This window comes from Alkalihalobacillus sp. FSL W8-0930 (assembly GCA_037965595.1).
Taxonomy (GTDB): Bacteria; Bacillota; Bacilli; order Bacillales; family Bacillaceae_D; genus Alkalicoccobacillus.
On the sequence record CP150183.1, the window covers coordinates 1,645,741 to 1,668,091 of the forward strand.

26 protein-coding genes and 1 riboswitch are annotated in these 22,351 nt (G+C 41.6%); of the genes, 21 read left to right on the forward strand and 5 right to left on the reverse strand.

Features of this window, described 5'->3' with window-relative positions; all coding sequences use genetic code 11:
• The first annotated feature begins 1 nt into the window (after nucleotide 1).
• The 5 genes from spoVAE to NSQ54_08795 all read left to right on the forward strand — a co-directional run bounded on the left by spoVAE (nucleotide 2) and on the right by NSQ54_08795 (nucleotide 4,411).
• Complete coding sequence (gene spoVAE / locus NSQ54_08775; protein WYP28167.1) at nucleotides 2-352, forward strand: stage V sporulation protein AE; 351 nt, start codon at nucleotides 2-4, stop codon at nucleotides 350-352.
• Nucleotides 353-358: 6 nt separating this feature from the next.
• Entirely contained in the window at nucleotides 359-937 is a 579-nt protein-coding gene (locus NSQ54_08780; protein WYP28168.1) for a stage V sporulation protein AE, read from the forward strand.
• On the forward strand, nucleotides 930-2,408 hold the full coding sequence (locus NSQ54_08785; GenBank protein ID WYP28527.1) for a spore germination protein: 1,479 nt from the start codon (nucleotides 930-932) through the stop codon (nucleotides 2,406-2,408). Before NSQ54_08780 ends, NSQ54_08785 begins: the two co-directional genes overlap by 8 nt.
• Nucleotides 2,409-2,548: 140 nt before the next feature.
• Complete coding sequence (gene lysA, locus NSQ54_08790; protein WYP28169.1) at nucleotides 2,549-3,856, forward strand: diaminopimelate decarboxylase; 1,308 nt, start codon at nucleotides 2,549-2,551, stop codon at nucleotides 3,854-3,856.
• Between the two features lie 120 nt (nucleotides 3,857-3,976).
• Entirely contained in the window at nucleotides 3,977-4,411 is a 435-nt protein-coding gene (locus NSQ54_08795; protein WYP28170.1) for a peptidylprolyl isomerase, read from the forward strand.
• 130 nt (nucleotides 4,412-4,541) lie between these two features.
• On the opposite strand, the gene NSQ54_08800 is transcribed toward NSQ54_08795, so the two are convergent.
• Nucleotides 4,542-5,027 (reverse strand): hypothetical protein, encoded by a 486-nt coding sequence (locus NSQ54_08800; GenBank protein ID WYP28171.1) that lies wholly within the window; start codon nucleotides 5,025-5,027, stop codon nucleotides 4,542-4,544.
• An 800-nt stretch (nucleotides 5,028-5,827) separates the two neighbouring features.
• Between NSQ54_08800 and NSQ54_08805 the strand changes: the two genes are divergently transcribed.
• Nucleotides 5,828-6,019 (forward strand): hypothetical protein, encoded by a 192-nt coding sequence (locus tag NSQ54_08805; protein ID WYP28172.1) that lies wholly within the window; start codon nucleotides 5,828-5,830, stop codon nucleotides 6,017-6,019.
• Nucleotides 6,020-6,220: 201 nt separating this feature from the next.
• Here NSQ54_08805 and NSQ54_08810 read toward each other — a convergent pair whose 3' ends face one another.
• Complete coding sequence (locus NSQ54_08810; protein ID WYP28173.1) at nucleotides 6,221-6,589, reverse strand: YolD-like family protein; 369 nt, start codon at nucleotides 6,587-6,589, stop codon at nucleotides 6,221-6,223.
• Nucleotides 6,590-6,898: 309 nt separating this feature from the next.
• Between NSQ54_08810 and NSQ54_08815 the strand changes: the two genes are divergently transcribed.
• Both NSQ54_08815 and NSQ54_08820 read left to right on the forward strand, forming a co-directional pair.
• Nucleotides 6,899-7,315 (forward strand): GNAT family N-acetyltransferase, encoded by a 417-nt coding sequence (locus NSQ54_08815; protein ID WYP28174.1) that lies wholly within the window; start codon nucleotides 6,899-6,901, stop codon nucleotides 7,313-7,315.
• Between the two features lie 66 nt (nucleotides 7,316-7,381).
• Complete coding sequence (locus NSQ54_08820) at nucleotides 7,382-7,636, forward strand: hypothetical protein (GenBank protein ID WYP28175.1); 255 nt, start codon at nucleotides 7,382-7,384, stop codon at nucleotides 7,634-7,636.
• A 183-nt stretch (nucleotides 7,637-7,819) separates the two neighbouring features.
• Here NSQ54_08820 and NSQ54_08825 read toward each other — a convergent pair whose 3' ends face one another.
• Nucleotides 7,820-7,951, reverse strand: a complete 132-nt coding sequence (locus tag NSQ54_08825; GenBank protein WYP28176.1) for a hypothetical protein — start codon at nucleotides 7,949-7,951, stop codon at nucleotides 7,820-7,822.
• A 115-nt stretch (nucleotides 7,952-8,066) separates the two neighbouring features.
• Nucleotides 8,067-8,276, reverse strand: a complete 210-nt coding sequence (gene tlp / locus NSQ54_08830) for a small acid-soluble spore protein Tlp (protein ID WYP28177.1) — start codon at nucleotides 8,274-8,276, stop codon at nucleotides 8,067-8,069.
• A gap of 151 nt (nucleotides 8,277-8,427) precedes the next feature.
• Here tlp and NSQ54_08835 point away from each other — a divergent pair, with 151 nt between their 5' ends.
• From NSQ54_08835 to ribE (NSQ54_08885), 11 genes are all read left to right on the forward strand, one after another.
• A complete protein-coding gene (locus NSQ54_08835; protein WYP28178.1) occupies nucleotides 8,428-9,594 on the forward strand; it encodes an amidase in 1,167 nt (388 codons plus the stop codon).
• A 74-nt stretch (nucleotides 9,595-9,668) separates the two neighbouring features.
• Nucleotides 9,669-9,950, forward strand: a complete 282-nt coding sequence (locus NSQ54_08840) for a holin (GenBank protein WYP28179.1) — start codon at nucleotides 9,669-9,671, stop codon at nucleotides 9,948-9,950.
• Between the two features lie 18 nt (nucleotides 9,951-9,968).
• Nucleotides 9,969-10,712 carry a class I SAM-dependent methyltransferase gene (locus NSQ54_08845; protein WYP28180.1) on the forward strand — a complete coding sequence of 248 codons (744 nt, stop codon included), beginning with the start codon at nucleotides 9,969-9,971 and terminating at the stop codon, nucleotides 10,710-10,712.
• Nucleotides 10,713-10,928: 216 nt separating this feature from the next.
• Entirely contained in the window at nucleotides 10,929-12,275 is a 1,347-nt protein-coding gene (locus tag NSQ54_08850) for an IS4 family transposase (protein WYP28181.1), read from the forward strand.
• Between the two features lie 338 nt (nucleotides 12,276-12,613).
• Complete coding sequence (gene mmgD / locus NSQ54_08855) at nucleotides 12,614-13,729, forward strand: citrate synthase (protein ID WYP28182.1); 1,116 nt, start codon at nucleotides 12,614-12,616, stop codon at nucleotides 13,727-13,729.
• Nucleotides 13,730-13,746: 17 nt separating this feature from the next.
• On the forward strand, nucleotides 13,747-15,186 hold the full coding sequence (locus NSQ54_08860) for a bifunctional 2-methylcitrate dehydratase/aconitate hydratase (GenBank protein ID WYP28183.1): 1,440 nt from the start codon (nucleotides 13,747-13,749) through the stop codon (nucleotides 15,184-15,186).
• A gap of 17 nt (nucleotides 15,187-15,203) precedes the next feature.
• Nucleotides 15,204-16,112, forward strand: coding sequence for a methylisocitrate lyase (gene prpB, locus NSQ54_08865; GenBank protein ID WYP28184.1), 909 nt, complete (start codon nucleotides 15,204-15,206; stop codon nucleotides 16,110-16,112).
• Nucleotides 16,113-16,190: 78 nt separating this feature from the next.
• A riboswitch (FMN riboswitch) is annotated at nucleotides 16,191-16,335 on the forward strand.
• A gap of 180 nt (nucleotides 16,336-16,515) precedes the next feature.
• Entirely contained in the window at nucleotides 16,516-17,598 is a 1,083-nt protein-coding gene (gene ribD / locus NSQ54_08870) for a bifunctional diaminohydroxyphosphoribosylaminopyrimidine deaminase/5-amino-6-(5-phosphoribosylamino)uracil reductase RibD (GenBank protein ID WYP28185.1), read from the forward strand.
• Nucleotide 17,599: 1 nt separating this feature from the next.
• Nucleotides 17,600-18,241, forward strand: coding sequence for a riboflavin synthase (ribE, locus tag NSQ54_08875; GenBank protein WYP28186.1), 642 nt, complete (start codon nucleotides 17,600-17,602; stop codon nucleotides 18,239-18,241).
• 24 nt (nucleotides 18,242-18,265) lie between these two features.
• Nucleotides 18,266-19,471, forward strand: a complete 1,206-nt coding sequence (locus NSQ54_08880) for a bifunctional 3,4-dihydroxy-2-butanone-4-phosphate synthase/GTP cyclohydrolase II (protein ID WYP28187.1) — start codon at nucleotides 18,266-18,268, stop codon at nucleotides 19,469-19,471.
• 21 nt (nucleotides 19,472-19,492) lie between these two features.
• Nucleotides 19,493-19,963, forward strand: a complete 471-nt coding sequence (gene ribE / locus NSQ54_08885) for a 6,7-dimethyl-8-ribityllumazine synthase (protein ID WYP28188.1) — start codon at nucleotides 19,493-19,495, stop codon at nucleotides 19,961-19,963.
• A gap of 267 nt (nucleotides 19,964-20,230) precedes the next feature.
• Here ribE (NSQ54_08885) and NSQ54_08890 read toward each other — a convergent pair whose 3' ends face one another.
• Nucleotides 20,231-20,764, reverse strand: a complete 534-nt coding sequence (locus NSQ54_08890; protein WYP28189.1) for a DUF309 domain-containing protein — start codon at nucleotides 20,762-20,764, stop codon at nucleotides 20,231-20,233.
• 131 nt (nucleotides 20,765-20,895) lie between these two features.
• Here NSQ54_08890 and NSQ54_08895 point away from each other — a divergent pair, with 131 nt between their 5' ends.
• Together NSQ54_08895 and scpB are read left to right on the forward strand one after the other, a co-directional pair.
• Complete coding sequence (locus NSQ54_08895; GenBank protein WYP28190.1) at nucleotides 20,896-21,660, forward strand: segregation/condensation protein A; 765 nt, start codon at nucleotides 20,896-20,898, stop codon at nucleotides 21,658-21,660.
• Nucleotides 21,657-22,241 (forward strand): SMC-Scp complex subunit ScpB, encoded by a 585-nt coding sequence (gene scpB / locus NSQ54_08900; GenBank protein ID WYP28191.1) that lies wholly within the window; start codon nucleotides 21,657-21,659, stop codon nucleotides 22,239-22,241. Before NSQ54_08895 ends, scpB begins: the two co-directional genes overlap by 4 nt.
• Nucleotides 22,242-22,351: the final 110 nt, after the last annotated feature.

Here is a 22,351-nt window from a genome sequence, read left to right on the forward strand (position 1 = left end):
AATGGACTATCTATTGGCCTTTTTGATTGGCGGATGTATTTGTTTTATCGGACAGTGTTTACTTGATTTAACAAGGGCCACTCCGGTTCAATGCTTAGTGATTCTAGTTACACTTGGCGCATGCTTAGATGGCTTTCATCTTTATGACTCGCTGCTAGAGCTATCGGAAGCGGGTGCCATCATTCCTGTTACTAGTATTGGACACGCTCTTGTGCACGGTGCGATGAGTGAAGGAGGAGGACATGGATTTCTTGGAATAGGAGCCGGGTTATTTACGCTAGCTTCAACAAGTATATCCGTATCAATCGTCATGAGTTTCGGAGTTGCATTATTATGTAAACCGCGTGGGTGAAGAAAGGTGGAACGTATGAGAGACGTCATTTTTATTACAGATGGAGATGAAGCTGCGCGAAAGACCGTTGAGTTTGTAGCGCGTGAGCTTGGATGCAGGGCGATTAGTGCGTCAGCAGGCAATCCTTCTACTTTAACTGGAGAGGAATTAGCTTCTCTCGTTTTACGTACACCGCATTCTCCTGTTTTAGTCATGTTTGATGACTGTGGATACCGCGATGAGGGACCAGGTGAGCAATTAATGCGGTATCTATGGGCACGAGAGGATATTCATGTTCTTGGTGCTGTAGCAGTGGCTTCGCAAACCCATTCAAGTGAATGGTCTAACGTTCACTTTAGCATAGACAGGTATGGAGAAGTAACTCATCTTGGAGTAGACAAAGAGGGTTTGGCAGATCTGGAAGTGAATCGAATCAATGGAGATACGGTTTATATTTTAGACGAGTTAAAGCTTCCCGTCGTCATTGGTATTGGAGATATTGGAAAGATGAGAGGACAGGACCAAACAAAAAAAGGATGCCCTATTACAAAAAAAGCAGTAGAAATGATTCTAGAAAGGAGTGGATATCGTGGGACAAATGTATAAGAAGAAGGAAGAGGCATTTACAGAGTCTTATACAGAAAATGTTGAACGATTAAAAGAGCGGTTGGCGTTAGATATATCATTTGATGTCGGCGTACGAAATTTAAAGATCCTTGACCGAGAAGTAGGGATTTATTATGTCACGGGGTTAACCGATAATGAGTACATCATTGAGATCCTAAAGGAATTAATGGAACTTGATGCAAGAGGGAAAAAAACGGGTGACGTACATACAGCGATTAAAAACCATCTAACACATGTTCAAGTGGAAGAAACCGATTCAATGGATGATGCGATTACTCAGATGCTGTCTGGATTAATTTTTATTATCCACGAAGGGTCCAAACAAGCATTTGTTGTAGACGTACGTGCCTATCCAAGCCGCGGACCAGAAGAGCCAGACACTGAACGAGTCGTTCGAGGAGCTAGAGATGGCTACACAGAAAATATCATCTTAAACACCGGTTTAACCCGTAGACGTATTCGAGATGAACGGTTGCGAAATGAAATTCTACAAGTAGGAGTTCGTTCAAAAACTGATATTTGTGTGTCTTATATTGATGGTGTGGCAGACCCAGAGCTCGTAAAGATTGTGAAGAAGGAACTTAAAAACATCACAATTGATGGAATTACGATGGCTGACAAAGTGATAGAAGAATATATCGTAAAACAAGGATACAATCCCTTCCCACTTGTTCGTTATACCGAAAGACCAGACGTTGCAGCCACTCATTTGTTGGAAGGACATATTGTCATCATTGTTGACACTACACCAAGCGTAATCATTACACCAACCACACTGTTTCACCATGTCCAACACGCAGAGGAATACCGACAGTCCGCGGCGGTTGGAAGCTTCTTACGATTTATGCGTTTTACGGGCATTATGTTCTCGTTGTTTATATTGCCGTTTTGGCTTTTGCTCGCAACAAACCAGGATTTGCTTCCACAAGCGCTAGAATTTATTGGGCCAGAAGAGAACAAAAACATTCCCATTGTTCTTCAAATCGTCTTTGGAGAAATGGGGATTGAATTACTCCGAATGGCAGCCATTCATACGCCTTCACCGCTCGCAACCGCACTTGGACTAGTTGCAGCACTACTAATAGGAGATATGGCTGTTCAAGTAGGTTATTTGACACCTGAGGTCATTTTATACGTATCACTTGGAGCAATTGGGATGTTTGCCACACCTAGTTATGAATTAGGTGTTGCTCTTCGAATGGTTCGTTACCTCTTTTTATTTGCGGTAGCGCTTTTTGATTCCTCGGGTTTTGTCATTGCTTTTCTTGTCTTTGTTCTTGCTCTTACAGCTACAAAACCTTTTAATAAACCTTACTTGTGGCCGTTACTACCGTTTTCTCCTCCGGAAATGTGGCAGATTCTTATTAGAGCATCCGTTCCATCATTAAAATGGAGACCGTCCATTGTGAACCCGCAAGATAAAATCCGTCAGCAACCTTCTGATTCGTAAGAAAACTCTTAATAGCCGTAAAGAGTAAATTATGATAAAGTGATAGAAAAATGGATACTTGCACAATCGGGAATTGACTGAAGAACAGTTGGTGATTTTGCATCAACTGTTTTTCGTTTGGCAAGAGGAGAGAGGTCAGCATGTATTTACACGGAACAAGTCAGATTAACGTTCAGGGACACTTAGAAATCGGAGGAGTGGATACAGTCGCCCTAGCAAAGGAACAGGGAACCCCTTTGTTTGTATATGACGTCGCTCTTATTCGAAAGAAAGCAGCAGAATTCAAGGAAGCTTTTGAAAAAGAACAAGTCCCTTATCAAGTAGCCTATGCCAGTAAAGCATTTAGCTGTATCGCCATGTATCAACTGGCGAATGAACTTGGGTTAAGCTTCGACGTGGTATCGGGTGGAGAACTCTACACAGCGATTAAAGCAGAAGTACCGATGAACAAAATACACTTCCATGGAAATAACAAAAGTCCCGAGGAGCTTGATCTTGCGGTGAAATCAGGTATCGGATGTGTCGTTGTAGATAACTTCTATGAAATGACATTACTTGAAGAGACATGCGTTCGTTACAATACAACGATGGATGTATTGCTTAGAATCACACCTGGTGTAGAAGCACACACTCATGACTATATTTCAACAGGACAAGAAGATTCAAAATTCGGATTTGATCTTACGAATGGCCAAGTAGACCAGGCCATTAAACAAGCACTACAGAGTCCGCATATGAACCTTTTAGGCGTACATAGTCATATCGGCTCACAAATATTTGAAACAAAAGGATTTGTAATGGCTGTTGAGAAGATCTTTGAATACATTGAGCACTGGAGAACAGAGCTTAAATTCATTCCAAGTGTCTTAAACCTTGGTGGAGGATTTGGAATCCGCTATGTCGAAGGAGACGAACCGCTTCCTGGTGGAGAATATGTATATCAAATGATTAAAGTCATGAAGCAATATGCCGAGAAAGCGGAAATGGCCTTACCGGAAATTTGGATTGAACCTGGTCGCTCCCTTGTTGGAGATGCAGGAACGACGTTGTATACAGTCGGATCTCAAAAAGACATTCCGAATGTTCGTCACTACTTAGCAGTTGATGGGGGCATGAGTGATAACCTAAGACCTTCCCTTTATCAAGCAGAGTACGAGGGCATTCTTGCGAACCGAGCAAATGAAGAAGCAACAGACACCTTCTCCATTGCAGGCAAATGCTGTGAAAGTGGAGACATGTTAATCTGGGATTTACCTTTGCCAAAAGCAAACCATGAAGACATCTTAGCTGTTTTCTGTACAGGGGCCTATGGATACTCTATGGCAAACAACTACAACCGTATCCCACGTCCACCCGTTGTCTTTGTCGAAAACGGTGACGTTCAGCTCGTAGTTAAAAGAGAAGACTATGAAGACCTTGTTCGCTTAGATCTTCCTCTATCCCGATAAGTAGTAAGGGATAGTCACTATCATTTTCTATTTGAAAGAAGATGGTGTACAATAGAATCTGGCTGTCTAAACAGCAAATAAAAGATAAGACAAACCTTTAAAGAAATGAGGATGATTCATATGAAAAAAGGACACATCGCATTCGAAAACGGCGAAAAATTAGTCATTGAATTTTACCCAGAAGCAGCACCAGGACATGTTGAAAACTTCGAGAAACTAGCAAACAGCGGTTTCTACAACGGATTAACATTCCACCGTGTAATCCCGGGCTTCGTAGCACAAGGCGGAGACCCAGCTGGTAACGGTACAGGCGGCCCTGGCTACACAATCAAATGTGAAACAGAAGGCAACCCACACAAACACGTAAAAGGTGCTCTATCTATGGCGCACGCTGGTAAAGACACAGGCGGTAGCCAATTCTTCGTTGTTCACGAAGCACAACCACACCTTGATGGCGTGCACACTGTGTTCGGACAAGTTATTGAAGGTGAAGACCTAATCACTCGCATCAAGCAAGGCGATGTTATGAGTGAAGTGAAGGTTTGGGAAGAGTAATAGCATAAAATGAGAGCTGTCCATTGTGGGCAGCTTTTTTTGTTATAATTGAATTAGATTAAACGTGGACGAGAACGAATTTTAACACTAAAAAAGAAGGCTACCTACATGATAGCCTTCTTTTTTAGTGTTATGGGACTATAGCCGTTATAAGAAAAAATGCAAGTATCGTAAATACAAAGATCTTTCCGAATAATTTTTGTCTCAAACTAAACCGGACTAACATTCCTAATCCTAAAACAAATATTCCTATCAAAACTAAATTAATTATTAAGAATGGAAATAAAAGCGCAAAGTAATAATCCCAAAATGGGAAAAAGAAAGCAGATACAAAAACAACAAAGTAAACGCAAGCTAAAAACAAATCATATTTATTAGCAATGAGAGCCACACACTCTTTACTGACTTCAAGTTTTGTTTCTTCATTCAATTCTTTATCTTCGTACTTTATTAGTATTTCGGTGAGCTCTCTTTGCTTGTTGGTGTAAATCTTTTGCCCTTTTAATTTTTGGTTAACAGTAAGATGTTTTAATTCAGCTATAGATTCACTAATATTACGGAATGTTTTTTCTTTATTTACTTTTTTATGGTGCTTAAGTTCGCTGATGGAGAGCATTAATATGGACTGAAAACAAATAAATATATGTTCATAATTATTTTTCTCATGATGCGTTATACAATCCTTTCAAAAAACGAATGACAAAATTATACTATAATAACTGATTTATTCCTCTCCCATTTTAACTGGGAATGATCACTAGATGTGGAATGCTTTAAAATAGAATAATGCGCTAAATAAATATTCCTAAAAAGCCGCGGTGAATAACTCTATATTTGGTTCGATTCCGAAAAGTTGAACGATGAAATATTGAGCAAGTCCACCAATAAAAGCTATGACTACAGCAAGAAGCCATCAGGCGTTATACATGTGCATGGATTGACCCTCCATTTTATATTTTTAAGATGATAATAGGGAATCTAAAGACGCCTTCTCAATAAAAGTTTAAAAAATGTTATAAACAACACAAATCCTATGGCTATAGGGAGAGTGTCGCGAAGAATAGAGATAAAATTTCCCCCGTCAAAAAGAAGCCTCAAGAGAGCGCTTAAAAACCAAAAAACTGTAAACGAAAGTAATGCATCAATAAACATATTTTTATGTAGCATAACGACCTCCTCGTTATTGTTCTTGTACCCTGAGAGGGGCTTACAAAACATTGGATGAGAAATGCTCTGTACAGTAAGAAAAACAACGTGAGTACTAAGACCCGTCTACATAGCAAGAAAAAAGAACCGGGCATTAAGAACATTTTAGAATGTAATAAGAAAAGAGCAACGTTAGCAAGAGGAAAGGGAGGTTAATCAAGCTCAGAGGATGATCCATCAAGAACAGGGAGCCAATAGCAAGGAGAAAAAGTGAAATACCAAGATTGCATAGCTAATAGTAAGGAGTTCGGAAGCAACACTAAGAGAAGTGCACCGTTCAGCAAGAACTATGACCTGACCACCAAGAAGGAGCTGCTTAACAAGAGAAAAGCAACGGGAACCAAGGACTTTGCACATTTAAGTAAGAAGAGAGGAGCGTTAGCAAGAAGAATGGAAGTTTAATCAAGTTCAGAGAATGTTCCATCAAGAACGAGAGGCTATCAGCAAGGAAAACGGTAGATTTACCAAGAAGAGAAGACTGTTAGCAAGAACTCAGTGTAACTCACAAAGGAGGAGGCTCCGTTCAGCAAGAAGCACAATGCATTTATCAAGAACAACCGATCCTCCCCCAGAAGTCTAAGACACGCACTCTTAAATCAGTGCTCAAACCAATTCCGCCCACCGCAAACAGTCTACTGTTATGTACATCACTTCACCATTCTCAAGCTCAAGTTTTACTTGCTTCTGATCCTTACTCACCTGAGCAATAATGCCAATCGCTTCGTGATAAGCCCACTGCTCCCAATAGGTAACTTTAACCCACTTCGTGTAATGCAAGGAATCCATCACAACTTGCCCGATTCGCTCAAGCTCATCAGGATCAAGCTCATGTTTTTCCACACGGAAATCTCGTTCATTAGATAGACGGATCCGTTCCTTATGCTCAGGAAGCATCATCCGACTGCCTTCCCACGTTAAGTTTCCTCGACGTAAAAACGTCTTATATTCTTCAAGCTCTTCGAAAGATGGCATGATACACACTCCCACATTGGTTCGCTGTTTTTATTATATGCGAATATATGTTCGGTATTCAATGAAAAAGAAAAACCAATTTTATCCTCCTTTTTTCATTAAATTTCCTTTGAAGTATTTACCTTTTTAGACTATTTCGTTTATACTAGAGTTGCATTTAATACATAGGAATTCATCATTTTATCTTTTACATATCATTCATTCTTTTTATTGTTAAACTAGGAGGGTATTTTTTGTTACTTTTTTATTGATTCATCCACTGCCTATACGTCTAATAGTTCAATAAAAAACGACGAGGAGTGTTGATGAATGATTCAATTTATTTATGATACAAGTGGAATTACACCTAGCATGGTAGAAGGTTTTTTTGTTGATTGGCCAAGTCATCCAGATCCCGCTGCACACATTCAGCTTCTGCAGCAAAGCAGTTATATTGTTTTAGCAATTGACGAGGACGCGAGCCAAGTCGTGGGCTTTATTACAGCGATTAGTGATGGAGTTCTGTCTGCTTATATCCCGTTACTAGAGGTACTACCTGCTTATAAAAACAGAGGTATTGGTAACGAATTAGTCGAGCGAATGAAAAAGCAGCTCAGTCATCTTTACATGGTTGATCTTGGATGTGATGATGATCTCGTTCCTTATTATGAGAAGCATGGCATGTTTAAAACAAACGCGATGATTTTACGTAATTACGGAGCTCAAGCAGGACATTCCACATCATAAAAAAGTAAGAGCGCTCAAGTCTACTTGTGCGCTCTTACCTTTTAACAGAAATCTGGAGGGTTCAAATTGTTAGCGAAACTTGCACGATGGTGGCCGTTCTTTGCTGTCATCAGTTTACTTTTAATCATCATACATTTCACGATGGACATTCCCTATGTAAGAGGGATTTCAAGAATCTTAATCGCTTTTACGTACGGACTAATTCTTTTGAATACGTATTATACGAATGAAATTAAGTTTGCTCGCTGGCGCTACGTACTTGGCATTCTTTTCATTCTGATATTATTCGTCACTGGAGTAATTAGTCTATTCTCCAATTAAGATTCTTTCTTTAGCTCATCTTTCTCTTGTTTTCGATCTAGTACGCCTGAAATGATAAAGCATAATGCCGCGCCAAAGGTTGGAATAGAAAATAACGAATTAGAATCTGAGAAAATAGTGAGTAAACCACTAGTTATCAGTAAGGCAGAGCCAATAATATAAAAAAAATCATTATATACCTCCTTACGTCCTTACATATTTTCTCAACGCTTTAATCGCCAAAAATCCACTATAGATAAGCGCAATCAAAAAGACAAAACCGAGTATCTGGAAAAAGATTGAGCCAAATGGGATGTCGATTCTTGTATATTCCATCTTCAGTCTCCTCATCAATCATTATTAGTAAGATTATACCATATTTTTGTCTGATAAAAGGTTATTTTTACATTAAAACAAGCCCTCCGTTCAAGAAGGGCCCGCGAGTTATCATTTATGATTCGTCTTTAATCTCGTTACGCAAGCTTTCAATACTTGTTTCTCTTCGTTTGTTTTTATCAATAATGTCTTGTCTGTCATGCTCATCTAATTGATGATCATGAGCGGCCATGTAATCTTCTGTTTCATGAATTTTTTGTTCTGTATTGCTAATGATTTCACCAATTCGCTTTGCATTATCTGCTCGATTATCTGGATTTGCCATATACAATCCCTCCTTTTTGAGTGATTAGTATGTCTCAAAAACAGAAGAAGTATGAGGATGTGTGTTAGGAATTCTAACAAACCTAAACATACACTCGGGGCTTTCAGGTAACTTAGGCGATATAGATAAAAAGGATGTGAGGAGGCTTTTCATGAGTACATCGAACGCATATGTAGATCCATCTGTTTGTTTCCAACCAACTTCAACTGGTCCATTGGACTCGTTCACGTTTGCGGTGAAGGACGTCTTTGCCCTAAAGGGTGTGACTTCTAGTGCAGGTAATCCTGATTGGCTCCGAACACACGATGCAGCTACAAGTCATGCAACTTCAATTGAATTGCTTTTAAAAGCAGGTGCCACACTTAAGGGCACAACACATACAGATGAGCTGATGTATAGCTTAAATGGGGAAAATGCTCATTACGGTACGCCAGTAAATTCGAAAAAGCCAGGTCATATTCCGGGAGGCTCATCAAGTGGCTCAGCATCTGCGGCAGCTTCAGGAGATGTTGATTTTGCGATTGGAACGGATACGGGAGGCTCTGTTCGAATTCCGTCTGCGTACTGCGGACTATATGGATTCAGACCTACACATGGCGCTGTTCCAATTGATGGGGTCATTCCACTTGCTCAACGCTTTGATACGGTTGGATGGATGGCACAAGAGATACAAACCATGGTTAAAGTAGGAGAGGTTTTGCTCCAAAAGCATGATGAGAGCACAGAATCGTTTACAACTGTTCTGCTTCCGGACGAAGCCTGGGCTCTAATTGAAGAAGAAAGTACTGATGCGTTACAAGAGGCCCTGCAAACGTTAAAAAATAATACAGAGTGTTCCAAAACGCTCTCCATTACTAAAAATGGACTAAATGAATGGAAGGAAACATTCCGAATTGCACAAGCTTATGAAGCATGGCAGGCCCATGGTGAATGGATTACTAATACAAATCCAGCTTTTGGTCCGGGGATCGCTGAGCGGTTCTGCATGGCAAAATCAATTACCGAGGAAGAGTATCAAAAAGCGGTACATGAGCAGGCAAAAATAACGGAGCATCTAGTATCACTTTTACCGGCCGATACGATATTTGCCATCCCAACTGTGCCGGGTTCTGCACATTTAGTGAACCTGGCACCAGAACAGGTTGAACAACGTCGCAACAGCACGCTGCAATTAAGCTGTATTGCAGGGTTGGCAGGACTACCTCAGTTGACCATTCCTATTCAATCGCAAAGTGGTCCGATTGGATTATCATTTATTGCAGGAGCCCATCAGGATAAAAAGTTACTCACGTTTGCTCAAAAACTAATGCATACATAATTTATACTAGCCAATATAGAAGCCGTTTCGTTTCTCCTTTTTGAGCATGTACTGTTAAAAAGGAGGGTTTACGATTGGAGATTATTCTTATCTTGGCTACAATTATTAGTCCAATTGTATTGGCTTTAATCGAGCTAGTTAAACGAACCATTCAAATTCCAAAGCGTTTTATTCCACTACTTGCTGTGGTGGTTGGATTGGTTGTTGGAGCATTATCCTACCCTTTTTCTGACCTTGCTCTTTCTATGCGATTGTGGGCAGGAACACTCGCAGGCTTATCAGCGACAGGTTTATTTGAGATTAGTAAAAGTCGTGAAGGCTTGTCGTTTACAAAAAAAGATGAAAACAACGGGTAAGCAACGAGAATGTTCTCGTTGTTTACTCTTCATAAAGGAGTAAATATGATTCCCCTTGTCTATGATCAATTAAATCAAAGCACGCTTGATTCGATGTTTTTTTGTACCCTTTTAAAGAAGTCAAATGCAAAAATGATAGCAGATCTGGGCTGTGGAACAGGTCGTATCACTGAACAATTTGTTAAAGAAGGATATCATGTAACAGCGATTGATACGAACCAAGAAGCGCTCAATTTGGCGACCCAAAAAGAATTCAAAGGCAATGTTGAATGGATTCTTGGGGACAGTAAAGATCTTAAAAATAATACATATGATGCAGTCGTGATGACCGCAAATGTGGCACAGGTATTCTTAACAAGTGAGAGCTGGAAGCAAATGCTCTCAGATGTTTATAGGGCACTGAAGCCAGGAGGTCACATGATCTTTGACGTAAGAAATCCACTTGCTAAGGTATGGGAGGAGTGGGAGCAGGATTTGAGTCCTGATTATGCAAAACATCCAGAGACAGGGGAGGCTCTTGAAATTCTTACGGACTACGAAGGCTTTACAGAAGATGTGTATACATTTTTTGAGTCAGTGAGACAGGTTTCTACTGGTAAGATTTTGCAAAAGGAGCGTCTGCAACTACGGTTCCAAGCTAAAGAAGAGATTGACCTCTCCTTAAAGCAAACAGGGTTTAACGAGATCCATACATACGGTGATTGGCAGCTTAAACAAGCTTCGTCTCGGTCAAAATCGTTTATCTACATGGGTAAAAAATAGTGAAACGAAGAAGATTTTGGGACATAACTAAAACAAGCGGAGGGAGAACCCGAGAATCCTACGGAACAGGACGCGGTGAAGCTAATGTAGCGGCGCCCTTTCCGCGAAAAAGGCTGAGGCCGTCCCCCATAGCCGTCAAGTTAAGTAAAATCGGTTTAACTATAGACGATTCTTCGTTAGGATGGGGGTTTAACCAGTCCTAGGGAGGGATCGTTTGTGTCTTTAAAAGAGGAGTTCAGTACGTTTGCGAAAACCGTGTTGGACGTTTTATCTGTACCGAACCTTCGCCAATCTGCCCGAGATGTTGGGTTTGTACAGCGTCTAAAGAAATTAAAACCTGAGGATTTCCTAAGTATTTGTTCCTTTCTTCCTCAACCCGTCGGTGCGACAGAGTTAACACAGCTTTGCGGGGCTCTTTCACGTGAATCCAATACCCACCTTTCCAAACAAGCCTTACATCAACGCTTCGATGAAAAAGGAGCGGCTTTTTTGAAGCATGTGTTTTTTCAATTGGCGGCCAAACAAGAGTTGATGGCCATGCCACCTCTTCCTGAGACCCCGTTTTCTCGGATCCGCATCTTAGATGCGACTTCATTTGAACGACCAAAGAAAGATGGTACTTCTTCAGATGGAGCGAAAATTCATTTAGAGTATGAGCTATATGAGGGGAAATTTTTGCATACCTTACTTTCCGGTTCAAGAGAAAGTGACCATCACGCCGCCTATGCATTAGCCGATACGATTCAACCAGGTGATTTGATCATCCGTGATCTCGGCTACTTTTCTGGCGACCATTTGAAACAAATCGATCGTGCAGGCGCTTCTTATATCACGCGGACGCCGGCCAATATGACCTATTGGACTAGAGATGATCAAGGGGAACGAATCCAAATCAAACCAGAAGAAGATGCGAAGCAGCTAGAACCGGGAGCGATCAAAGATTATGGGGTCATCCAATTAGGGGTCAAAGGAAAGAACACCCTTCAAACCCGTGTCATCGTGCAACGATTGACAGAGGATCAACAAAACAAGAGGAAAGCCGGTTTACGAAAAAGAAGACGGAAAGGGGGTCATACCCAATCCGCCGACAAAAAGGATCATACCCAAATCCTTGCCACTAACCTAACACAGGAAGAAATGGATGTGCAAGCATTGTATCCGATGTATTCCTTACGCTGGCAAGTCGAGATTCTTTTCAAAACGTGGAAATCCCTTTTCGCCATTGATCACGTGCGCGCGATGAATCCAGATCGGTTTCTCTGCCACATGTATGGGAAACTTATACACATTCTGCTTTCCTCGATGGTGGCGTTTCAATGCCGGTTCTATCTTCATCAAAAGCACCACCTCGAAGGCAGTGAATACAAGTGTATCCATCATGCCAAAAGGGCTATAGAAGAGTCAAAAGGATACGCTCTCTATCATCGTTCTTCATTAGAAGACGTTCTAGAAAATATCTACGAGAGCATTTACCGACATGGACGAAAAGACCATCGCCACCGCCATCAAAGTCCCTATGACATCTTACAGATCGCCTATGAAACACATGCGCGTGTGGAGTAAAACGGTAGAATCCGGTGCAAAAAAAAATAGAAAAAGAGCCAATCTACCCATACGTACCCTGATGGAAAATACTAGATCCACTACAAGAGAAAGGATGAGCTCTTTCTTTTTCCTTTCTTAACTTGACGGCTATGGGCCGTCCCCGCAGGTGCGAGGGCTTCTCCTGCATTTTTGCTATATTTGTGTTTTGTTATCTGCATTAATGTTATGTGTCACACTCTTTTTATATTGAGCTAACACCTCACCTATGGTAAAGTATGGTTAGAAAGTAATGAAAGCGCTTTATTTAATTTGGTATTCACTAAAATCTGGGTTTTGACAACGTGAGGAGGAATTATATGCCGGCCGAACCATTGTCTAAAGCAGGACTGCAGGACGTCATTGCGCTTGATACCACTATTTCTTATCTTGATACAGATCGAGAACAGATCTTAATCAAAGGCTTTGATTTAATGGAGTTAACCCAACACATTGGATATGTAGAGATGATTCATTTACTTTTTGAACATCAGCTCCCAGATCAGAAACAAATAAACGCTTTAGAACAAAAGCTAAAGGACCAATGCAGCATTCCAACACCACTTTGGTCCATCCTCAAAGAGCTACCTCAAGAAACTCATCCTATGGATGCACAACGTACGGCACTTTCTGTATTAGCTGGATTTGATCACTCACTTCATGATTGTTCACCTCAAGCTAACACAAACAGGGCGTATCGCCTTCTCGCCACACTTCCTATGATTACAGCAAACTCGTATCATCTATTAAATGGTCAGCCGACAATCGTAACGGATTCGAGCTTATCGTACAGTGCTAACTTCTTATACTTACTCACCCGTCGCGTCCCGTCAAAGCTTGAGGAACGTATTTTTGATTTGTCCTTATTGCTTTACTCTGAGCACGAGTTGCCAAACTCAACTTTTGCAGCAAGAGTCATTGCCTCAACGTTGTCTGATATGTACGGGGCATTAACGGGCGCCGTTGCTTCGTTAAAAGGTCCTTTACACGGGGGAGCGAATGAGGAGGTAATGAAGCTTTTATTACAAGTGGAAACACCAGAGGCGTTCGAAACGTTACTCCAAGAAAAACTCCGTCAAAAAGAAAAGATCATGGGGTTTGGTCACCGGGTCTACGCAAAGAAAATGGATCCACGTGCATTAATTATGAAGCGGGCACTGATCGACTTAAGCGATCAGCGCGGGGATGATCGCTTTTTACGAATGTGCGAGGCAGGGGAAGAACTGATGGAACGAGAGAAAGGGTTGTTCCCGAATCTCGATTATTATGCTGCTCCTGTTTATTACATGTTAGGCATCCCCATTGCCTTATTCACACCGATTTTTTTCTGTTCGAGAACCGCGGGATTATGTGCTCATATTACTGAGCAACATCAAAACAACCGTTTGTTCAGGCCGCGAGTTCAGTATAAAGGGACACCTTATCAATCGATCTAATACTAGGAGGTTCTTGCATGACGACATTAAATCAAACAGAGAAAACCGACGTGCTTCTGGAGAAAATTGCTGATTATGCTTGCTCCAAACGAACATTTAGTGAAGAAGCCTATACTACGGCAAGATATGTATTAGCTGATACATTGGGCTGCGGCATCCTAGCTCTGAGGTACCCGGAATGTGTGAAGCTTCTTGGTCCGATTGTCCCTGGGACCGTTGTTCCGAGAGGGTCAAGAGTTCCAGGGACCCCATATGTGCTTGATCCGGTTCAGGCTGCTTTTAATATCGGTACAATGGTTAGGTGGCTTGATTATAACGATACGTGGTTAGCTGCGGAATGGGGGCATCCTTCTGATAACTTAGGTGGCATTCTCGCGGTTAGTGACTACATAAGCCAGGCTTGTGTAGCAGAGGGAAAGAAGCCATTACGGGTAAAGGACGTGCTTGATTACATGATCAAAGCACATGAAATTCAAGGAGTTCTTGCACTCGAGAATAGCTTAAACCGAGTTGGATTAGATCATGTCTTGTTTGTAAAAGTCGCTACTACAGCTGTGACATGCGCGATGATGGGTGGAACGAAGCAAGAGGTCGCAAACGCCGTATCTCATGCATGGATTGATAATTCAAGTCTCAGAACGTATCGACACACGCCTAATACAGGATCGAGAAAATCATGGGCGGCAGGGGATGCAACGAGTAGAGGTGTCTTTCTTGCAATGACTGCTCTAAAGGGAGAAATGGGTTATCAAACAGCCCTAAGTGCAAAAGGTTGGGGATTTCAAGATGTTCTTTTCAAAGGCAAAGAGCTAGTACTCACAAGAGAGCTCGATGACTATGTCATGAAGAATGTGTTATTTAAAGTGTCGTTCCCAGCGGAGTTTCATGCGCAAACAGCAGCTGAATGTGCGATTGATTTGCACCCCGATGTAGCCGGACGCTTTGACGAGATTGATACCATTACGATTTCGACACACGAATCAGCCATACGAATCATTGATAAAAAAGGACCACTGACAAATCCAGCTGACAGGGATCATTGTTTGCAGTACATTACGGCTATAGCTTTATTAAAAGGGTCAATCACTGCAGACGATTATGAACAAAAGCAAGCAGATGACGAGAGGGTAGATGAACTTAGAAGCAAGATGCATGTTGTTGAAAACAAAGACTATACATTGGATTATTTAAATCCCGACAAACGTTCAATTGCGAATGCCGTACAAGTTATTTTTAAGGATGGAACGGAAACAGATCAAATTGTACGTGAATATCCTCTCGGTCATCGTTTTAGAAGGAAGGAAGCCATTCCACATATTGAACGGAAATTTGAACAAAATCTCCAGGTACATTATGTAGAGAAGCAATATGAGAGTATTTTAGAGGCATTTTCTACTCAATCAAATGTGGAAAAATTAACGGTTCCGGCTCTGATGCAATTGTTTATACCGTCTTAACGAAAGGAATGTGACATATGGCTTGGATTGTCGACCCACCACTCACGCAAAAAGAACTAGCTCATGAGTTTGCGCGTCTTGTTTCAGCAGATCCCATTCTGCAAATTCCGGGTGCGCATGATCCGCTGGCAGGACTCGTAGCAAAGGAAGCAGGTTTTCTCTCTTTATACTTATCTGGTGCGGCCTACACAGCGAGCCGTGGACTGCCGGACCTCGGTCTCATTACATCAAATGAGGTTGCAGCACGGGCTAGAGAGATTATTCGAGCGACAAATCTACCTCTTTTAGTGGATATTGATACTGGATTTGGAGGAGTGTTAAACGTAGCTAGAACAGCCGCAGAGATGGTTGAAGCAGATGTGGCAGCTGTTCAAATTGAAGATCAGCAGCTTCCAAAGAAATGTGGTCATCTTAACGGGAAACGACTGGTTTCAACGGAAGAAATGGTACAAAAGATTAGAGCGATTAAGAAAGTCGCCCCGACACTTTACGTTGTGGCTAGAACGGATGCTAGAGGTGTAGAAGGGAAGCAAGAAGCAAGAGATCGAAGTATTGCTTATATGAAAGCTGGTGCAGATGCGATCTTTCCAGAAGCGTTAGAGGGAGCAGAGGAATTTGAATGGTTCGCAGAGCAACTCGATATCCCGTTACTTGCAAATATGACCGAGTTTGGGAAAACCCCATACTTTACAGCTGATGAGTTTAAGCAATGGGGATTTGCTATGGTCATCTATCCGGTAACGTCGATACGTGTCGCTGCGAAAGCATACGAATTGATCTTTTCTGAAATCAAAGAACAAGGTACGCAAAAAGGAAGTCTGGAGAAAATGCAAAAACGAAGTGAGCTATACTCGACCATTTCCTATGACCAATTTGAAGAGCTTGATCAGCATATGGCAAAAACGTTTCTTTCAGAAGATCAATAGAATCATAAGTGATTAATCTTGAGTGGTTTACTTGCATTTTTAGAATGCTAGTGCTATTATTCAAATCAACTTCATATCTTTTTGCTTCGGGGCCGGGTGAAAATCCCGACCGGCGGTGATGAGGCGTTAGTCTCTTAGTCCGTGACCCGTTACACGTTGTGTAGCGGTGGATCTGGTGAAACTCCAGGGCCGACAGTGACAGTCTGGATGGGAGAAGGAAAAAGCAAACGAGTGGTTTCCTAAACACAAAAATGTGTAGAGAAATCGCTTGTTCGAGCAGCACATTTTTAACAATCGATGTTAAGAGTGTCTATTTGCTGTACGATTCTATGCTTATTCATTCAAACCTTGAAGCGATGCCTTCAAGGTTTTTTCTATATTTTACGAACGAGGTGTTATGTGGATGGATCAAGAATTTATGAAACTTGCTTTAACCTTAGCCCAATCAGCAAAAGGGCAAACATCACCAAATCCAATGGTTGGTGCGGTTGTGGTGAATGATGGACGGATTGTTGGAACAGGCGCGCATCTTAAGGCAGGGGAAGCACATGCAGAGGTTCATGCCTTACATATGGCACAAGATCAGGCAGAGGGAGCGACGATTTATGTCACACTCGAACCTTGCAGTCATTACGGGCGAACACCTCCTTGTGCAAAGCGAATTATTGAATCAGGCATTAAACGCGTAGTGGTTGCTTGTGTTGATTCAAATCCCGAAGTAGGTGGAAAGGGAGTCAAGATGCTTGAGGAAGCTGGCATCGAGGTTGAAGTAGGAGTCTGTGAGAAGAAAGCTCTTGAACTAAATCGTGCCTTTTTTCACTTTATTAAGACCCATCGCCCTTATGTCACACTAAAGTCGGCTTCAACGCTCGATGGGAAAACGGCAACGGTATCAGGTGAAAGTAAATGGATTACCGGCGCAGAGGCTCGGATGGATGGGCATCGGTTAAGGCATGATCATGATGCCATTTTAGTGGGTGTTGGAACGGTGCTCGCGGATAACCCATCGCTTACCACACGCTTGGAAGGAGCTGTTAGTCGCCATCCTATGCGTGTGGTGCTTGATTCAAAGCTACGCACACCACTTAATGCCCAGATTGTCACGGATCACTTAATACAAACGGTCATTTTCACATTGGAAACGGCTTCTGAAGAACGAGAGAAACACCTGACAAATCAAGGTGTTCAAGTGATTCGACTTAAAACACTAACAATTGGTGATGTACTTCTTGAATTAGGAAAACGTGAGGTTCAAACCATTTTGATCGAGGGTGGAGCAGAAACCCATGGCAGCTTCATTAAAGAGGGCTATGTAAATGAAGTGGTTCAATACCTCGCGCCAAAGCTTGTTGGAGGAAGACTTGCTTCTCCTGTAGTAGGTGGAGAAGGGATCAATCATTTAAATGATGCACTACAATTGCAGATTCAATCTGTTACACAGCTTGGAGAAGACATAAGGATCCTATCTAGAGTAAGGAGTGACTAACATGTTTACTGGAATTATTGAGGAAGTTGGAACCATTAAAGCAATGAAGGAAACAGGCGAAGCCATCGTGATGACCATCGCAGCTAAAGAAGTGTTAACAGATGTGCATGAAGGAGATAGCATTGCCGTTAACGGTGTCTGTTTAACCGTTACCTCATACTCGGATCATGAGTTTGTGGTAGATGTTATGCCGGAAACGGTTCGAGCGTCAAGTCTTCAAGCACTAAAAACAAACTCTAAAGTGAATTTGGAACGAGCGATGCATGCAAATGGACGCTTTGGCGGACACTTTGTGTCAGGTCATGTTGACGGGATCGGAACCATTGTAAGGAAAACGGCTGAGCAAAATGCTATTTATTATACGATTCAAGTTTCAAAGGAACTCAGACGGTACATGATACATAAAGGTTCCGTCACAGTGGATGGTACGAGTTTAACGATATTTGGCGTAGAAGAATCAAGCTTTACGATCTCCATTATTCCTCACACCGTTGAACAAACCATTATTGGAAATAAAGAAGTCGGAGATATCGTGAATATAGAATGTGATCTCGTCGGAAAATACATTGAGCAATTTTTAGAGAACCCGCGGCAAGGTCCGATCACTTCTGGATTCTTAAAAAAACATGGATTTACATCATAGGAACAGAGGGAAGGAAGTGAACATATGGAGAAATCACCGTTTGATCGAATAGAAGAAGCGATTAACGAATTAAAACAAGGAAAGGTCATCATTGTTTGTGATGATGAGGATCGGGAAAATGAGGGTGATTTTGTAGCGATTGCAGATCAGGCAACTCCTGAGGTAATCAACTTTATGGCTGTTCATGGACGTGGACTGATCTGTGCACCTGTAAGTTCAGAGATTGCTTCTCAATTAAATTTAAGCCCGATGGTTCAGGATAGCACAGATCCTCATGAAACGGCTTTTACCGTATCCATTGATCATCAGACAAGTACTACAGGTATATCGGCACACGAGCGTTCAGATACGGTTCGCGCTTTGGCTGATGCGGCAACTGTGTCAGGTGACTTTAAACGACCGGGCCATATCTTTCCGTTAATTGCAAAAGACGGAGGAGTTCTAAGAAGAGTTGGTCATACCGAAGCGGCTGTTGACCTTGCAAGACTTGCTGGTTCGAGACCGGCGGGTGTGATTTGTGAGATTATGAACGAAGACGGGTCAATGGCTAGAGTACCTGAGCTTCGAAAAATTGCGGATGAGCATCAGTTAAAAATGATAACGATTAAAGATCTTGTTCGGTACTGGCACCAAAAAGAGTCACTCATTACTAGAGAAATTGAGACAGTTTTACCAACAGAATACGGTGAATTTAAGATTGTAGGTTTTTCCGATACGCTGGAGGGAAAAGAAAGTGTCGCATTAGTAAAAGGAGACATTACAACAGAAGAACCCGTTCTAGTGCGAGTTCACTCTGAGTGTCTGACGGGTGATGTATTTGGGTCTCACCGATGTGACTGTGGTCCTCAACTGCATGCTGCTCTAAAGCAAATTGAAGAAGAAGGCCAGGGGGTATTACTGTATTTAAGACAGGAAGGTAGAGGTATTGGCTTATTAAATAAGCTTCGGGCCTACAAGCTTCAAGAAGAAGGCTACGATACAGTTGAAGCAAATGAGAAATTAGGCTTTCCGGCAGACCTTAGAGAGTATGGTATTGGTGCTCAAATTCTACGAGAGCTTGGTGTTCGTAAAATGAGGCTGTTAACCAATAACCCACGCAAAATTACGGGTCTTGCTGGCTATGATTTAGAAGTTGCTGAACGTGTGCCGATTCAGCTTCCACATGTTCAAGAAAACAAGAACTATCTGAAAACAAAATCAGATAAACTAGGTCATTTATTAAAATTTTAAACAGAGATAGGAGAGAGTAAAATGGGAACGATTTATGAAGGTAAGTTAACAGGAGAAGGATTAAAGATTGGGATTGTTGTCGCGAGGTTTAACGAATTTATTACAAGTAAGCTGCTATCTGGAGCAGAGGACGTACTAAAAAGACATGGCGTTAACGCCGCTGATGTTGAAGTAGCGTGGGTGCCTGGAGCATTTGAAATTCCATTTGCGGCTAAAAAGCTTGCTGACACTGGCAAATACGATGCCATCTTAACACTCGGTACAGTAATTAGAGGATCGACTCCACACTTTGATTATGTTTGTAATGAAGCTGCTAAAGGCGTGGGATCGCTGGCTTTATCTACAGGTATTCCGGTCATCTTCGGCGTATTAACAACAAACACGATTGAGCAGGCGATTGAACGAGCTGGGACAAAAGCTGGAAACAAAGGGGCAGAAACAGCGATTGCTGCCATTGAGATGGCTAATCTTAGTCGAGCAATTGACGCTTAAGAAAAGGTAAGAGGCTGAGGCATAACATTAATGTGGGTAGCTAAATACAACATAGCAATAAATCCGCACAGGAGAATCCTCGCACCCACAAGAACGGCCTCAGCCCCTTTTACGGAAAGGACGTCGCTACAGTGTCTTCACCGCGTTCTGTTCCGTAGGAGTCTCGGGTTCACACCCGCTCGTCTTACTAAAATACGAAAGACACAAATGGCGAATGATTCGATTGTAGAATCATTCGCCATTTTCTAGTTGATTTATAGTTTTTTCTCAGCCTCTTTGTTTTAATTCTCTTCGTTTCTTTAGTTGAAGCGCACGTTCGGCAATGACTTCGCTTCGATCTCTTCGCGAGTGTTTATGAACAAGTTCTTCTCGATCAAGCATACTCGGTGCACACCAAACCAGTTCCTTTGCTTCACAAGCGCTACGGCACTCTAAAAGTAAACGAGGGTCATCGATGGGTAAGTTCATATCTGAAAATGATTCAGTATGTTCCATTTGGTTCAGACGATCATTGATCATTTCTAGAAGCTGATGGGAATCTAAACCAAGCTTTTTAATAGCATGCGGATCGTTTTGAATGATTCGTCGCGAGCTAGTGAACATTCTCTTTGCCCCTTCAAGATTCTGGCGCCGCTCGTGATAAAGCCCGACGGCTAGTTGGATGAGAGCGACCCAATAATGATCTCCCTTTTTGCGTGGCGTAGTCTTCCAATGTTCTTCTAGTACCTCGTGACATTCAAAATAGTCTCGATCTGTATGAAAATAGATAAGAAAATCAATATAAGCTTTTGGATAGTGCATGATCAAACCTCCACGTCAAACAACCTTAATGGATACAATATACCAACTGTAGCTCTTAAATAGCAAGCGTTCCACCGTAATCATAAGTATGGTATACTCCAATTGAACGTATGCAAAAGGCCGTGATATAAATGAATTCCTATAGTGTAAAAGTGGATGCATTTGAAGGACCACTAGACCTTCTTCTCCATTTAATCAATCAAGAAGAATTAGATATTTATGATATTCCCGTTGCGCGAATTACTGATCAATACTTACATTATATTCATACAATGAATGATCTTGAACTCGATATAGCAAGCGAATATTTGGTGATGGCAGCAACGCTACTTGCGATAAAAAGTAAAATGCTCCTACCTAAAGAATCAACAGAGCTGTTTGAAGACGAATGGTCTATGGAAGAAGATGACGATCCTCGAGATGAATTAATGTATCAGCTCATTGAGTATCGTAAATACAAAGAAGCAGCTGAGACGCTTAAAGATAAGGAACAAGAGCGCAGTTTAATTCATACAAAACCACCTGAGGATCTTGATCCATACATAACGGAACAGGAACGCAGGGATCTTGCCATTCAAGGCGTTTCATTGTTTGATATGCTATCTGCTTATCAAAAGCTGATGAAACGAAAAACATTTAGTACACCACAAACACGAACAATTAAAAGTCAAGAATATTCAATTGAAGAAAAGATGGATGAAGTGATGAACCTGATTTTTCAAACTCAGGGTCCCAAGCGATTTGAAGATTTATTTGAATCAGGTGAAAAAAGCCAGCTGGTCGTGACGTTCTTAGCGGTACTTGAGCTTATGAAAACAAACGTTATTCGCTGTGAACAGCACGATCACTTTTCGGATATTTTGATTTACCAGGCTGGCGGAGGGATTAGTGCATGAAGAAAGAAGAGTTACATGCAGTGATAGAAGGACTGCTATTTGTGACAGGCGATGAGGGTTTAACCTATCAACAGCTGTCGGACGTACTAGAATTAGAGGAAAGTGATGTGAACGCGGCAGTTACAAGCTTAAAGCAATCGTTTTCTGACATGAATCGAGGGTTGCAGCTCATTGAAACAGCTGGTGTTTTAAAGCTTGCAACTCTTCCTGAACATACATCTTATTTTAAGAAGCTTGCATCTTCACCTATCCATTCAGGCTTATCACGTGCAGCACTGGAGACTCTCGCAATCGTTGCATATAAGCAGCCCATTACTAGAGTTGAGATTGATGAAGTGAGAGGAGTAAAGTCTGAGAAATCACTCCAATCACTTGTCTCAAAGCTCCTTGTCACGGACGTCGGAAGGGTCTCCGGTACTGGACGGGCCATTCTTTACGGAACAACGGATTATTTTTTAGACCATTTTGGACTAACAGATCTCTCGGAACTTCCTCCATTACCTGAAGGAGATAATGATGAATTCTCTGAAGATGAAGCTGACCTCTTCTTTCAAAAAATGAATGAATCAGAAGATCAATGAATGGAAGGGAAAAAGCAACGAACGATTTATACCCATGAATCGTTCGTTTTTTTATGCACTTTATCCTGTTAAAATCCTAATCACAATCTAGGCATTAACACATACAATAA